This is a genomic window from Corynebacterium sp. NPDC060344, from assembly GCF_042725215.1.
Taxonomy (GTDB): domain Bacteria; phylum Actinomycetota; class Actinomycetes; order Mycobacteriales; family Mycobacteriaceae; genus Corynebacterium.
The window spans coordinates 98,267-111,991 of the sequence record NZ_JBHXCS010000004.1 but is presented as its reverse complement, the minus strand read 5'-3'; the positions used below and the strand labels follow the sequence as shown (position 1 = coordinate 111,991).

General features: G+C 72.6%; 14 protein-coding genes. 5 read left to right on the top strand and 9 right to left on the bottom strand.

All coding sequences use genetic code 11. The annotated features are described in order from the left end of the window. Nucleotides 1–279: 279 nt before the first annotated feature. Nucleotides 280–483 (bottom strand): cold-shock protein, encoded by a 204-nt coding sequence (locus ACFWGD_RS06830; RefSeq protein WP_048743413.1) that lies wholly within the window; start codon nucleotides 481–483, stop codon nucleotides 280–282. 199 nt (nucleotides 484–682) lie between these two features. Between ACFWGD_RS06830 and ACFWGD_RS06825 the strand changes: the two genes are divergently transcribed. After that, nucleotides 683–3,058, top strand: coding sequence for a Zn-binding domain-containing protein (locus tag ACFWGD_RS06825; RefSeq protein ID WP_377777853.1), 2,376 nt, complete (start codon nucleotides 683–685; stop codon nucleotides 3,056–3,058). An 83-nt stretch (nucleotides 3,059–3,141) separates the two neighbouring features. After that, nucleotides 3,142–3,978: a CoA transferase gene (locus ACFWGD_RS06820; RefSeq protein ID WP_377777852.1), complete on the top strand. Its 837-nt coding sequence runs from the start codon at nucleotides 3,142–3,144 to the stop codon at nucleotides 3,976–3,978. A 107-nt stretch (nucleotides 3,979–4,085) separates the two neighbouring features. Here ACFWGD_RS06820 and ACFWGD_RS06815 read toward each other — a convergent pair whose 3' ends face one another. From ACFWGD_RS06815 to ACFWGD_RS06785, 7 genes are all read right to left on the bottom strand, one after another. Beyond that, entirely contained in the window at nucleotides 4,086–4,415 is a 330-nt protein-coding gene (locus ACFWGD_RS06815; RefSeq protein ID WP_377777851.1) for an Rv3654c family TadE-like protein, read from the bottom strand. Nucleotides 4,416–4,459: 44 nt separating this feature from the next. Next, nucleotides 4,460–4,792, bottom strand: a complete 333-nt coding sequence (locus ACFWGD_RS06810) for a TadE family type IV pilus minor pilin (protein WP_377777850.1) — start codon at nucleotides 4,790–4,792, stop codon at nucleotides 4,460–4,462. Then, nucleotides 4,789–4,965, bottom strand: coding sequence for a DUF4244 domain-containing protein (locus ACFWGD_RS06805; protein ID WP_377777988.1), 177 nt, complete (start codon nucleotides 4,963–4,965; stop codon nucleotides 4,789–4,791). The genes ACFWGD_RS06810 and ACFWGD_RS06805 overlap by 4 nt, the downstream gene beginning before the upstream one ends. 405 nt (nucleotides 4,966–5,370) lie before the next feature. Next, entirely contained in the window at nucleotides 5,371–6,033 is a 663-nt protein-coding gene (locus tag ACFWGD_RS06800; protein WP_377777848.1) for a type II secretion system F family protein, read from the bottom strand. Further along, complete coding sequence (locus ACFWGD_RS06795) at nucleotides 6,030–6,854, bottom strand: type II secretion system F family protein (protein WP_377777847.1); 825 nt, start codon at nucleotides 6,852–6,854, stop codon at nucleotides 6,030–6,032. Before ACFWGD_RS06795 ends, ACFWGD_RS06800 begins: the two co-directional genes overlap by 4 nt. Next, entirely contained in the window at nucleotides 6,851–8,011 is a 1,161-nt protein-coding gene (locus ACFWGD_RS06790; RefSeq protein WP_377777987.1) for a TadA family conjugal transfer-associated ATPase, read from the bottom strand. The genes ACFWGD_RS06795 and ACFWGD_RS06790 overlap by 4 nt, the downstream gene beginning before the upstream one ends. An 8-nt stretch (nucleotides 8,012–8,019) precedes the next feature. Next, nucleotides 8,020–9,216: a hypothetical protein gene (locus ACFWGD_RS06785; protein WP_377777846.1), complete on the bottom strand. Its 1,197-nt coding sequence runs from the start codon at nucleotides 9,214–9,216 to the stop codon at nucleotides 8,020–8,022. A 916-nt stretch (nucleotides 9,217–10,132) separates the two neighbouring features. Between ACFWGD_RS06785 and ACFWGD_RS06780 the strand changes: the two genes are divergently transcribed. Next, entirely contained in the window at nucleotides 10,133–10,957 is an 825-nt protein-coding gene (locus ACFWGD_RS06780; RefSeq protein WP_377777845.1) for an HAD family hydrolase, read from the top strand. Nucleotides 10,958–11,036: 79 nt separating this feature from the next. On the opposite strand, the gene ACFWGD_RS06775 is transcribed toward ACFWGD_RS06780, so the two are convergent. Then, entirely contained in the window at nucleotides 11,037–11,837 is an 801-nt protein-coding gene (locus ACFWGD_RS06775; protein ID WP_377777844.1) for a hypothetical protein, read from the bottom strand. A 256-nt stretch (nucleotides 11,838–12,093) separates the two neighbouring features. Between ACFWGD_RS06775 and ACFWGD_RS06770 the strand changes: the two genes are divergently transcribed. Further along, nucleotides 12,094–12,615, top strand: a complete 522-nt coding sequence (locus ACFWGD_RS06770) for a phage holin family protein (RefSeq protein WP_377777843.1) — start codon at nucleotides 12,094–12,096, stop codon at nucleotides 12,613–12,615. 102 nt (nucleotides 12,616–12,717) lie between these two features. Next, entirely contained in the window at nucleotides 12,718–13,719 is a 1,002-nt protein-coding gene (locus ACFWGD_RS06765; protein ID WP_377777842.1) for an alpha/beta fold hydrolase, read from the top strand. The last annotated feature ends 6 nt before the right edge of the window (nucleotides 13,720–13,725 follow it).

Genomic DNA, 13,725 nt, shown 5'->3' with positions numbered 1-13,725 from the left:
GTGAGTCTCCCCTCACCGGGGCGTGGCCTGCGGTTTTGCGGGGTTGTCGCGGCCCGGGAATTTTTTCGCCATTGCTTTGCGACGGCCCGTCCACCGTGGCGCCGGTCCGTCGCCAAGCACGAAAGCCCGCAACCCGCCCCGGCAACGACGACGGCCCGCCGCGGAGACCACCAGGAAGGTGGTGCTCCACGACGGGCCGATGGCCCCGCTTGTACTGCAGCGGGACCGGCGTCTGTTCAGCTCAGGCGCGAACGCCCACAACCGATGTAGATGTGTCGCTTAGAGACCGCGGACGTTGAGGGCCTGCGGGCCCTTCTGGCCCTCGCCGATCTCGAACTCGACGGGCTGGTTCTCCTCGAGGGTCTTGAAGCCGGAACCCTGAATCTCGGAGTAGTGGACGAAGACGTCGTTGCCTCCGTCGGCCGGGGCGATGAACCCGAAGCCCTTCTCCGAGTTGAACCACTTAACGGTGCCCTGTGCCATTGTTGATGTACCCCTTTAGGTTGTTGGACGTGAGCGCGCCGCCATACAGACGACGATTCAGTTCGTCAGTCTGCCATGTTTCGCCAGAATGTTCTGCTTTCGGGGTAGACGAAGGTAATCGAGCGCCGCGGCGGATGACCGCGAAAACGACGGAGGGGGTGGTCAGGTGCATGGTTTCGGCCGGGAACTACTCGAGCCCGTGATTTCCGCCCACCCCCGTGCGACCGTCACGCACATCGCGGATTTGCCTCCGCGCGCCGGCCGCACCGCCGATTGGCCGGAGTGGGCGCCGCCCCATTTGCTGGCCGCGCTGGCGGAGCGGGGCATCGAAAAACCGTGGACGCACCAAGCCGACACCGCGGCCCACGCGCGGGCCGGGCGGCACTGCGTCGTGGCCACCGGCACGGCGTCGGGCAAGTCGCTGGGCTACCTGCTGCCCGTGCTCGCCGAACTCATGGCGGACCCGGCGGCGACGGCGCTGTACCTTTCGCCGACCAAGGCGCTGGGCGCCGACCAGCTCGCCGCGGCCCGGGAGCTCGCCGTCGATGCGGTGCGCAGGGGGCGGGAGAGCCGGGATGGTGCGGGCGGCACGGCAGATGGCGCCGCGGCCGGGGGCGGCGGGGATGCCGGTGACGGCCCCCATCCCGTCGCCGTCGCGTCGTACGACGGCGACACCCCGCAGGACGTCCGCCGGGCGGTGCGGGAGGGCGCGCGGTGGATCTTCACCAACCCGGACATGCTGCACATCGGCATGCTGGCGCGGCACCAGTGGTGGGCGCGGGTGCTGCGCAAGCTGCGCTACGTCGTCGTAGACGAATGCCACGCCTACCGCGGGGTCTTCGGCGCGAACGTGTCGCTGGTGCTGCGGCGGCTGCTGCGCATGGCCCGCCATTACGGCGCGGAGCCGACGGTGGTGTTCGCCTCGGCGACGACGGCCGACCCGGCGGCGCAGGCCGCGCGCCTGATCGGCGAGCCGGTCGAGGCGGTCCTCGACGACGGCGCGCCCGTCGGCGAGCGCACCATCGCCCTGTGGGAGCCGGGCCTGTTGCCGGATCTGCAGGGCGAGAACGGTGCCCCGGTGCGACGGCCCGCGGTGACGGAGGCCGCGGACATCATGGCGGATTTGCTTGCCGACGGCGCCCGCACCCTCACCTTCACCCGTTCCCGCCGTTCGGCGGAGACGATCGCGATGGGCGTGCGGGAGCGCCTGGACAAGCGCGGCCGCGGCGATGTCGGCCGGCGCGTCGAGTCGTATCGAGCGGGCTACCTGGCCGAGGACCGCCGCGACATCGAGCGCCGCCTCGACGACGGCGACCTGCTGGGCGTGGCCACGACGAATGCGCTGGAGCTGGGCATCGACGTCGGCGGCCTGGACGCCGTGGTGCAGGCGGGGTTCCCGGGGACGGTGGCGTCGTTCTGGCAGCAGGCCGGGCGCGCCGGCCGCCGCGGCCAGGGGGCGCTGGTGGTCATGGTCGCCCGCGACGACCCAATGGACACCTACCTGGTCCACCACCCCTCCGCCCTGTTGGGCCGGCCGGTGGAGGCCACCGTCTTCGACCCCGCCAACCCCCACGTCCTGCGCGGCCACCTGTATTGCGCGGCGGTCGAGCTGCCGCTGACGGATGGGGTGCTGGCCGGGTGGGATGCGATGGGCGTCGCAAAGCAAATGGCCGACGACGGATGGCTGCGCCGGCGCGGGGACCGCTGGTACCCCACCGACCGCGACGACGGCCCGCGCATGGCTTCGGCGCACGGGGCCGTGGATCTGCGCGGCGGGCGCGGGCAGGACGTGGCCATCGTCGACGGCACCGACGGGCGGCTGCTGGGCACCATCGACGTCGGCCGCGCGATGCAGCAAATCCACGACGGTGCGGTCTACCTGCACCGGGGCGAGAGTTTCGTCATCGACCACCTCGACCTGGACTCGCTGCTGGCGCTGGCGCACCCGGAGGACCCGGAGTGGTCGACGCATTCGCGGATGGACACCGACATCCGGATCCTGGAGATCGACGTCGTGCGCGACGTGGCGCCGGGCATCCAGGTCGCGTCGGTGGAGGTCGAGGTGGAGCACCGCGTGACGTCGTACCTGCGGCGGCTGCCGTCGGGCGAGGTGCTCGATTCCGTGGAGCTCGACTACCCGCCGGAGGTGCTGGAGACCCGCGCCGTGGCCTTCACCCTGTCGCCGGCGGTGCTGCGGCGGTGGGGCGTCGACGTCGCCGACGTGCCCGGCGCCCTGCATGCCGCCGAGCATGCGGCGATCGGCCTGTTGCCGCTGGTGGCGACGTGCGACCGGTGGGACATCGGCGGCGTGTCCACCGCGCTGCACATCGACACCGGGCAGCCGACGGTGTTCGTCTACGACGGCCATCCCGGCGGGGCGGGCTTCGCCGACCGGGGTTTCGAGGCCTTCGGCGCGTGGATCCGCGCCACCCGCGACGCCGTCGCCTCGTGCGAGTGCGAGTCCGGCTGCCCGTCGTGCATCCAGTCGCCCAAGTGCGGCAACGGCAACGAGCCGCTGGACAAGGCCGGGGCCATCAAAGTCTTGTCCGGGTTGGCGGCGGCGCTGGAGGGTTGATGGCTGCCCCGACCCAGCCCGGGGTTGACTTCCGGGCGGTCCCGTGCGGCGGGCGAACGGTGTCGCCATTAGGATTCCGAACCATGATCGACGCCGACCAGATCCCCTCCAACGCGTTGAAGGGCCTCACGGTCCTCAACCTCGCCATCAACGTCCCCGGCCCGTGGGCCGCGGCGCGTTTGGCGATGCTCGGCGCGGACGTGATCAAGGTCGAGCCGCCCACGGGCGATCCGCTGGAGACGTGGTGCGGGTCCTGGTACCGCGAGCTGTCCGGGTCCGCGACGGTCGAGCGCGTCGACGCCAAGGCGAGTGCGGGGCGTGCGCGGATCAACGAGCTTATCGACGGTGCCGACATCCTCATCACCTCCGTCCGCCCCTCGGCATTGGCGCGCATGGGCATCGCCGATGCCGTCGACGAGCACCAGCATCTGTGCCACGTCGAGTTGGTCGGGGATTCCGAGGATCCGGAGCACCCCGGCCACGACCTGACGTACCAGGCCGCCGCGGGCACGCTGACGCCGCCGATGATGCCGCGGGTGCTGCTCGGCGATCTGCTCGGCGCGGAGCGGGCGGTGTCTGCGGCGCTGGCGCTGCTGGTGCGCCGCGGGAACACGGGCCACGGCGGTCTCGCCCGCATCGGCCTGCGCCAGGCCGCCGACGCCGGTGCCGCCGGCCACCGCCACGGCCTGACTTCCGAGGGCGGCCTGCTCGGCGGCGCCGTGCCCACCTACGGCCTCTACGAGGTCGAGGACGGCTGGGTCGCCGTCGCCGCACTGGAGCCGCACTTCCATTTGCGCCTGGAGGACCTCACCGGCGCCACCGACCGCGACACCCTGGCGAACTACCTCCGCGGCCGCAAGCGCGCCACCGTCCTGCGCTGGGCCCACGACCACGACCTGCCGATCGCCGCGGTCGAGTAGCGCACCACCTCCCTTCTGCTCACCTCCTTCCGACTCACCTCCTTCCGGCTCAGCTCCTTCCGGCTCAGCACTTCCCTCGGGCCGGCCTCTTCACCCTGCTCGCCACGTCATCCCGGCGCTTCCTCCGCCGGCCCCGCCCTGGCCACGGCCGTGCGTTTCCCGCGCGAGACCGTGACCTGCACGTCTTCGCCAACGCGGACGCAATCCGACAGCGCGGCTCCGTTGGCCGCGGCGACCTCGGCGGCGGCGTCGCAGCCCGTGCCTCCGCGCTGCGCGTCGACGGCACCGGCCACCGCCGCCAAATCCGCGGCGACGCCGGCCCGGCGCTGCTCCACCAGCCCCGCGCCGGCCTGGACCGCCGCCATCGTCAGCGCCAGCACCAGGGCGGTGATGAACGCCCCGGTCACCGTCGTCGAACCGCGCTCATCGCCGAGCATCCGGCGACAGTTTCCCCGCGTGATTCCCCGCTTCGTTCCCCGCCTCATTGCTCGAGGAGGGCGGTCGCGCGGCCGGTGACGTTGTAAAGCGGGAGGCGTTTGGTCACGGTCACCTCGACGACGTCCGCACGCGCCGCCACGTTGACGTGTGCACCCGAGATCACCCGGCGCGCGGACTGCGCCGCCGCCTCATCACCGCGGGCCTCGGCACGAGCGATGTGCCCGGCGGCGTCGGTGACCGCCAGATGCGTGGCCACCACAGCGATCGCGCCGAGCGCCACCATGAGCACCGCGATGAGCGTCGACAGCGCGAAGGCGGTCTCCACCGTCGCCTGCCCGTCATCGCGGGCGAGCAGGCGGCGCACCCGGCGGATCACTGGGTGTTCAGCGCCCGCTCGATGATGTCGGTCAGCGCTTCGGTGATCTGGCCGCCCGTGACCACGGTGTACAGCAGCGCGCCGAACGCCGCCGCCGCGACCGTGCCCAGCGCGTATTCCACGGTGCTCATGCCGCGGTCATCGACGGCCACGCCGAGCGCCCGCTCGCGCAGGACACGGAAGAGCTTTGCGACGGGGCTCTCCCCCGACTCCCTCCCCGCCACCGCGCCAGAGGCCGGGACGGAAGCGGTGGCGGCGCCAGCGGCGGGGTAGGTGTCGGGGTTGGTGATGGGTTCGGTGACGGTGGCAGTGGTCGTGGCGGCGGTCGTCTTGGCCGTGGCGGCGGTGCCGCCGAAGGGGCTCTCGAGCCAGATGTCGGGATCGACGTGGGACATGGTTCCTCCTGAAGGATCGGGTCGAACTGGATTGGTCTGGATTGGACTGGATTGGTGCTGGTCGAACTGGATTGGATTGGCCAGAACTGCGTTGGATTGACGGAGAACTTCACCGATCCGGCGGGCCACGCGCCCGCACCGGCGCCCGGCCGTTGCTCTGCCCGTTGCGATGCCCCTGCCAAGTCATGACGGCCCCACCGCCAGCGATCCGAGCATCGACTCGGCCAGCCCCGCGATCGTCGGGATGAGCCCGAGCACCACGAACGCCGGCAGGAAGCACAGCGCCAGCGGCCCGGCGATGAGCACCCCGGCACGTTCGGCGGTCGCCTCCGCCCCATCGCCCGCCGCCGCCCGGCGCGCCACCGCCAGCTCCGCCACTCCCGCCGACATCGCGGCCCCCGAATCACCGGACCGCCTGGCCAGCGCGACGAGATCGGCCATCTCCGGCACCTCGTCGAGCACCGCCCATGGGGAGGAGACGCCGAGGGACAGGCGCAGAGAGACGTCGTGAAGCGGACCCGACAACCGAGGTGAGGCCGCCGATGCCGTCGCCGACGCCGCCTCCCCCGGCGGCATGCCGGCGGCCAAGCACGCGGCGAGTAGATCCAGCGCGGACGCGGCATCGAGGAGGCGCATCGGGTCCGGCGTCCGCGAACCGCCACCGACGCGGCTGCGGATGAACGCGGGCAGACGAGGGCCGATCTCTGGGGATTCGCCTCCCCGACCAGCAGTGGCGCGGGAATCGGAGTCACCTCCGCCGCGGCCGAGCTCCGGCCATCTCTCGGAGGCGCGCACTCCGGTGGGGATCAGCGCGACGGCGGCGAGGATGAACATGGCCAAAGTCATGCCGTGCCCTCCGCCGTCGCCAGGATCCGGTTGCCCCACAGCGCTCCCGCGCAGGTCAAGCCCACGCCAACGATGAGCACGACGCCGCCGAGTCCACCGCCCAGCAGAAACTGCACCGGCCCCGCCCCGAGCGCCTGGCCCATGGCGACTCCGAAGAGGGGCAGGGCCATGAGGATCACCATGGTCACCCGCGGCCCCGCCAGCGCCGCCGACGTGCGCGATCTGTGCGCCCGGCGCGCCGCGATGTCGCCGCGGCCGTGGTCGATGACGTCGGCCAGCCGCAGCCCGTGCGTTTCCGCCACCCGCCACGCCCGGGCCAGGCGGCGCAGCTCCGTCATCGCCGGCGCCTCGTCGACTGCCCGGTCCAGCGATCCGGCGACCGATCCGCCGAGCCGCGCCCGCGACGCGGCTTCCCCCAGCGCCGCCGACAGCGGTGGCCCGGATTCGTCGGCCGCCGCGGTCAACGCTGCCACGGGCGTCGCCCCGGCCCGCAGATCCGCGGCGAGCACGTCCGCCGCCCGCGCCGCCGACGCCGTTCCAGCATCGAGTTCCCGGCGCCGCCGCGCTCCCCCGACCAGCGACATCACCGTCCGCGCCACCATCACCGCCGCCAGCGCCACGTGCGGCCCCGCCAACAGCAAGGGCGCTGCGGCGAGAAACCACGCCCATCCGGGCAACCGTGCGACACCGCCGCCGTCTCCCGAACCACCGCCGCCCGCACCGAGCTCGGGCACCCGATCCCGCGCCTGCGGCGACGGCCACCCCCACAGCGCGGCGGCCAGCAGCAGCGGCGCGATGGTCGCCGACGTCACCGTGGTCATGACGCGCCCCCATCGGCTCCCGATGTCAGGCGGCGGAACAGGCCCATCGCCTCACCCTCGCCATCGCGCCAGTGCCACGCCGGACGCACCCGCACCGGATTGCCGTCGAGCACCCCGACCTGCGCCAACCTCCGCGCACCCGCCACCCGTTCCACGGCGAGCACCACCCGCAGCGCCGGCGCCAGCTGGGCGTGCAGCGCATCGCGCCCCAGCCCGCCGAGCGCCCCGAGCGCCTCGAACCTGGCGGGCACGTCATCGGCGGTATTCGCGTGCACGGTGCCCGCCCCGCCGTCGTGGCCCGTGTTGAGCGCGGCGAGCAGATCGACGACCTCCGCCCCTCGGATCTCGCCGACGATGATCCGGTCGGGCCGCATGCGCAGCGCCTGGCGCAGCAGCTCCCTCTGCGTGATCTCGCCGGCGCCCTCGATGTTGGGCGGCCGCGCCACCAGCTTCACCACGTGCGGATGCTCCGGGTGCAGCTCCGGGGTGTCCTCCACGCACAGGATCCGCTCCCGCGCCGGCACCTCGCCCAACAGCGCCGACAACAGCGTCGTCTTGCCGGTGCCGGTTCCTCCGACGACCACGAAGGCACGTCGTGAAGCAACCACCTGCCGCATCATCTCGGCCGCGGGCTCGGCCACCGACCCCGACGCGACGAGATCGCCCAAGCCCATCGCCGCCCGCCGCAGCACGCGCAAGCTGATCAGCGTGGCGCGATCGGCCGGCGGCGAGAGCATCGCGTGGACGCGCACCCCGGCATCGCCCGCGCCACCCGGCAGGTGGCCGTCGACGAAGGGCTGCGCGTCATCGAGCCGCCGCCCGCACGCGGATGCCAACCGCACGGCCAGGCGGCGCACCTCGGCGTCGTCGCGGAAGGCCACGCCCGCCGGCTCAGGCCCGGCACCCCGGTCGATCCACACCTCGTCCGGCGCCGTGACCAGCACGTCCGTCACACCCGGCATCCGCAGCAGGCGATCCAGCGGCCCCGCCCCGACCAGCTCCCCGCGCAGCGTCCGCAGCAGCGCCAGCAGCTGCGCATCGCCGACGACGCCGCCGGTTTCCTCCCGCACCGCCCGCGCGATCTCGTCCGCGCCGACGCCGGCCGACGACTCCACCAGCCGCCGCCGCACACGGTCGAGCAGCCCCGCGTCGATCATCGCGCCCGTCACGGCCGCCGCCCCGCCCGGCCATCGCCGTCGGCGAGGTCCAGCACCGGTTCCAGGGCGCGCATGAGCTTGACGACGCTGCGCCCCAGCCCTTCGACCTCGACTTCCCGCGGCACCGAACGGATGTGGGGCAATTCGGCGATGACGTCGAGTCCCGTCGCAAAGCAGACGTCGTCGAGCGTCACCCCGCCCGGGGCGGGCCAGCGCACGACGGCCACCGGATCGCCGCCCATGCTCCGCAGCGCCGCGGCCCGGCGCGCGGCCGCCGCCAACCCGCGCACGGTGGCGGGGACGATGACGGCCAGCGCATCGGCGCGGGGCGCGACGACGTCGGCGATGGGGCCCGTGCCGGGCAGGTCGACGACCGCCGTGCCGCCGGCGCCGACGATCGCGTCGACGACGGCGGAGACGGCGCGCGGGGTGATCGACCAGCCGTCGTCGGCGCGGGAGCGGGGGCCGGTGAGAATGCCGGGGCCCTCGCCATCGTGGCGCAGACCCGCGCCTCCTCTGGCGAGGGCGCCCCGGATGCGGGCCCTGGGTACCGCGCCGAACAGGGCTTCTGCGTCGAGCGCCCCGGCTTCGGCGCGCACGTCCGGCCATCGCACGCCGGGTTCGGCCTCCGCGCCGAGGAGCAGGTCGGCGCCACCGGAGAATTCGTCGGCGTCGACGAGCACCGTGTCCGCGGCCCGGGCCGCCGACATCGCCAGCGCCGCGGCGGCCGTCGACGCGCCCGCGCCACCGGCCGCCGGCACGCACGCGATGACGCGGCCGGAGCGAGCGCGCCCGGGGCGGCCGATCCACCCGACCAGCTCCGCGCCCCACGACGGCAGCGGCACCGGATCACCGCAGCCGAGCGCGTCGGAGAGCCGGAGCGGCGGGTCGGAATCATCCAAATGCAGCAGGTACAGGCCCCCGCGGGCGCGGGCGCCGCCGCCAGCGCCTCCACCGGCGGCGGCACTTCCGCCCGTGCCGCCGGTAGCGTCCGCATCACCGGTGAGCTGCGTCGCCCGCCCCTCGTCGATGAGCACGGCCGCGCACCGCCGCCATGCCGCGCCCGACGGGTCCGGCGACGACATCCGCACCGCGCGCCGCCCCGTCGCCGCGACGACGGTGGCGGCCTCCTGCTCGAGTTCCGGGTCCTCGATGGAGATGATCACGTCGTCGGGGCCCGCGGGTCCGGCCGTCTGCTCGTCCATGCCCCGCACAATGCCGACGCCGTGCGAATCGGGCGCTGCGGGAGGCCCCGAAAAGGACCCGGATTGTGGATGAATCGGCCCCTGTGGACAACCTCCCCGAGCTCCCCCAGCCACCCGGATTCACCCTTCCCCTCCCACCTTCACTTCCTCCCCCTCTCTCCCTCTTGTTCTCCTCCGGAGTAGCCGCGACGCCTGACGGCCCGCAGCCGCGTTGGCCTCCGCCGCACGCACTCCGGCACCGGCCAATAACGCTGAGGACCACACAGCGCCGCTTTAATGTTTTCGCTGGTCAGGGATGCGGTGATCGTCGCCAAGCGAGCCGGACAGCCCCGAAGGGGAATCGTGAGAGGAACCTATTCAAGATCAGAGTTTTCGTCTCCGTCGGACGGGACACGAACGGCACGAGATTGAACTGTGGGACCCCTATTTCTTCAAGATCAGAGCTTTCGTGCCGCCCGGACGCGTCGCGAATGGCAGGAGATTGAATTGATGGGGCACGACCAACGGCTTTCCCCGAATTCTCGCGGATTCTCGGGGACTCTCTCGAGGGCTGCGACGCGAATCGGGGTTCAGGGACGAGTTAAGGGACTGAATGGGGTTAAGGGCCAGAACGTGTTGGAAAACCGGACCCGCCGGCGCCCACCCCACCCCGGACATAGCGACGCCCCGCGCCGGGGGGGGGGATGGCGCGGGGCGTCTAACCCGGCTTCGGGGGGGGTGAGCCGGGGGCGGCCACACTGTATGTCGGGGCCAGCCGAGACAAGTATGACACAACACCAGAAGGCTGCCAACCCGAAGCGAAATTGGTTTCGCCGCACCGCTTTCCGGGCCGAATCGCCGGGCGCACCAGCCATGGAGCCAGCGCCGCGGCGACGGACGCTCACGGCGTTTCCGTCACGTCGCTATGCTCGGGACCGTGACCGTCGAAGATCCCCGCCACACGGCCGCGCCCCGCGCGACGGCGACGGTGGCCGCCTTCTTCGACTTGGACAAGACCATCATCGCCCGCAGCTCGGCCTACGCCTTCGGCCGCCAGTTCATGGAATCCGGCCTGCTCACGGCGTCGGGGATGATGCAGATGGCGCTGGGCCAGGCGATGTACATCTCGGGCGGCCACGACCACGATCAGATGGAGGCCGCCCGCGACCAGCTCTCCGCGATGGTGACGGGCTGGCGCGCCGATCACGTCCGCCGCATCGCCGAGGAGTCTCTGCACCAGGTGATTTCGCCGTACGTGTACAAGGAGGCCATCGAGCTGATCCGGCATCACCGGGCGCTGGGCCACGACGTGTTCATCGTCTCGGCGTCGGCTGCCGAGCTGGTCGAGCCGATCGCCGCGGAGTTGGGCGTGCGCGAGTGCGTGGCCACGCGGCTGGAGGTCGTCGACGGCGTCTACACCGGCGAGGTCCCCTTCTTCTGCCGCGGCGGCAACAAGGCCGCCGAGCTGCGCCGCATCGCCGCCGATCGCGGGTACGACCTGTCGCGCTGCTACGCGTATTCGGATTCGGGCACGGATGAGCCGATGCTCTCCGTCGTCGGGCATCCCGTCGCGGTCAATCCCGACAAGCCGCTGCGCAAGATCGCGGACGAGCGCGGCTGGCCGATCCGCATTTTCCGCAATCCCGAGCCCCTGTTCCGCCGCACGGGCCCGCGGGTGACGGGCATCGCCGCGGCGGCGGTGGGTGCGGCTGCGGTGGTGGCGGGCATCATTGCTTCACGACGCCACGGGGACGACACCTAGCCACGCCGTCCCGGCGCCGCCCTCGCCGGGCAGCGCCGTGCCACACCGCTTCCCTGGTGCGCTGCGTCCCGGCGCCGCCCTACACCGCTTCGGCGATGCCGCGGGCCTCGACGGCTCCGGCCTCGAGCCCGGCCAGGTGCAGCAGGATCCAGCGGCGCACGCCCTCCGGGGCGCCCGTGGCGAAGGCGTCGGCGGCGGCGCGGTATTCGTCGCGGTGCCTGGTCCAGTACACCTCCGGCACGCCGAGGCCGCGGGGATCGGAACCGCCGGCGATCGTCGTCAAGCGAGAAGCCGCACGGGCCACGATGCCGTTGTTGTCCGCGAAGGGGCGCATGGTCAAAAGCTCGCCGTGGACGACCGCGGACAGCACCGGGTCCGGCACCGACGTGCCGCCGGAGACGAGGTCGCCCAGCAAGTGCAGGCGCTGCTCCTTCATGGCCGCCGACAGCGTGTCGTCGCCGACGGGGCGGCCGGCTTCGGAGGAGCGGGCGTCGGTGGGGGCGTCGGAAAGCTCCGGGCCCGTCGGCGACGCGATCAGCGCCAGCCGGGCCAGGACCTGGATCGGCGCGCGGCGCCACACGCGGACGGTCTCCTCGATCGCCTCCGGGGCGATGGGGTCGGCGGCGCGCAGGGCGGCGGCCAGGGTCGGGTCGGTGACGTCGCCCTCGGACGGCATCGCGGGCTCGCCGCCCTCCAGCCACGCCGACGCGCGGGCGCCGCGCAGCACCGACTCCGCACCGGTGACCGTCCATTTGCGCAGGTTCGCACGGTGGCGGTGGACGGCGGAGACCGCGTCGGCGGCGCGTTGGGTGGCCTCGGCGACGCCCTCCAATTCCATGAGGGGCGCGAGCGGGTCGGGGCGGGAGGTTCCTGCGGTCATGCCCACCAGACTAGGGGCGGGGCCCGGCGCCGCGGACCAAAGCCCGCGAATCGGCGGCGCGGTTCGGGGTGAATCACGGTGAAATTCGCGACCGGGCCGCGCGAATGCATCCACAATGGGTACTATTGCCGGGAGAGTTGCGCCGTTGTCAATGGCGGGACGGGTTTTCCGGACAGTGCCCCATCGGGCCGCCGGCCGGGATTCCACCAGCATCGACCCACCGAAAAACCGCATCGATTTACGCAGGAGGACGCACGTGAGCAGCGACAACAAGAAGGGCCTTTTCACGGACGGCAGCACGGCCGTGTCGCCGCGCGTGACCGCCGTGCCGCTGAGCGACGTGGACACCCACGCGCCGGGCGAGGCGAGCATCGGCACGCTGGTGCAGTCGGCGTCGGCGCAGGTGTCGTCGCTGGTCCGCTCCGAGGTCGAGCTGGCCAAGGCGGAGCTCGCCGGTGAGGCGAAGAAGGCCGGCGTCGGCGCCGGTTTCTTCGCGGTGGCGGGCGTCGTGGCCCTGTACTCCTCGTTCTTCCTGTTCTTCTTCCTGGCCGAGCTCCTCGCCGTGTGGCTGCCGCGCTGGGCTGCGTTCCTCATCGTCTTCGTCGTGATGCTGGTCATCGCGGGCATCGCGGGCTTCCTGGGCCTGCAGAAGGTGAAGAAGGTCGGCGCGCCGCAGAAGACCATCCAGTCGGTGCAGGATCTGAAGACGGTCATCCCGTCGTCGGGCCAGTCGCGCACCAACCCGTCGCACTCCACGTCCGACGGTCTTTACACCTAGGACATTGCACGGGAACCGGGGCGGGCGCACCAGCGCCGCCCCGGTTCCGCGCATTCACGGCACGGACTACGGCACAGGCACGGAACGACGAGGACTGACGCGGTGAACACCGAATCTCCGGGCGGCGCAGACGCCCCCGCCCCGCACCCGGACGAGGTGCTGCTGGACGGCCCGTGGACCCATCGCCTGGTCCACGTCCGCGGCCAGCGGCTCCACGTCGCCGAGTGCGGGGCGTCGTCGTCGCCGCTGGTCCTCTTCATCCATTCGGCCACGGGCGGGTGGTTCGATTGGCGGCGGGTGCTGCCGTTGCTCACGGATCTTCCGGTTCACGCGGTGGCGGTGTCGCTGCGCGGGTACGGGACGTCGGATCGCACGCCGTCGGGGTATCGCCCGAATGCGGCGGCCGATGATGCCGCCGGGCTGATTCGCGCGCTGGGCCATTCGCGGGCCATCGTCGTCGGCCAGGGGTACGGCGCGCTGGTGGCGTGGACGTTGGCGGCGCGCGCGCCGAAGTTGGTGGCGGGCGTGGTGTCGTGCGGCATGCCGCATCCGGTTGCTTGGCGACGAGAAGTCCTCCGCCGCCCGTTTTCCCCACCGTTTCGGGCGTCGTGGACGCTGGGCAAATACGCACGGGCGGTCGGCCGTTTGCGAGGGGGGCGGCGGTCCGCGTCGGGCGTCGTTACCGATGCGATGAAGCTGGCCGGCCCGGGTTTCGCGGACACGCCGGATGGCATCGAGTCGGCGCGGCTGATGGAGCGGTCCCTGTTGGCGGGGGCCCTGTCGCCGGCGCTGCAGCATCTCGAGTGGCTGGCGGCGCCGACGGGTCCGTCGTGGAGGCGCTGGATGCGGGTGCTGTCGCGGGCGCCGATGCCCCCGTCGTGGATCGTGGTCGGGGCGGGCGATCCCCTGGTCGACGTGGGCACTGCCGACGCGGGCGCTGCCGACGGATCACGCACCGGCGACGGGCGCATCGTCGACGCCTCGCACACCGCGGGGGCGGTGACGCTGCCGGGCATCGGCCACTACCCGGCGCTGGAGGCCCCGGACGAGGTCGCGGAGATCGTCGTCGAGGCCGTGCACCGGGAGCACCCGGAACTCATCTGAGCCCTG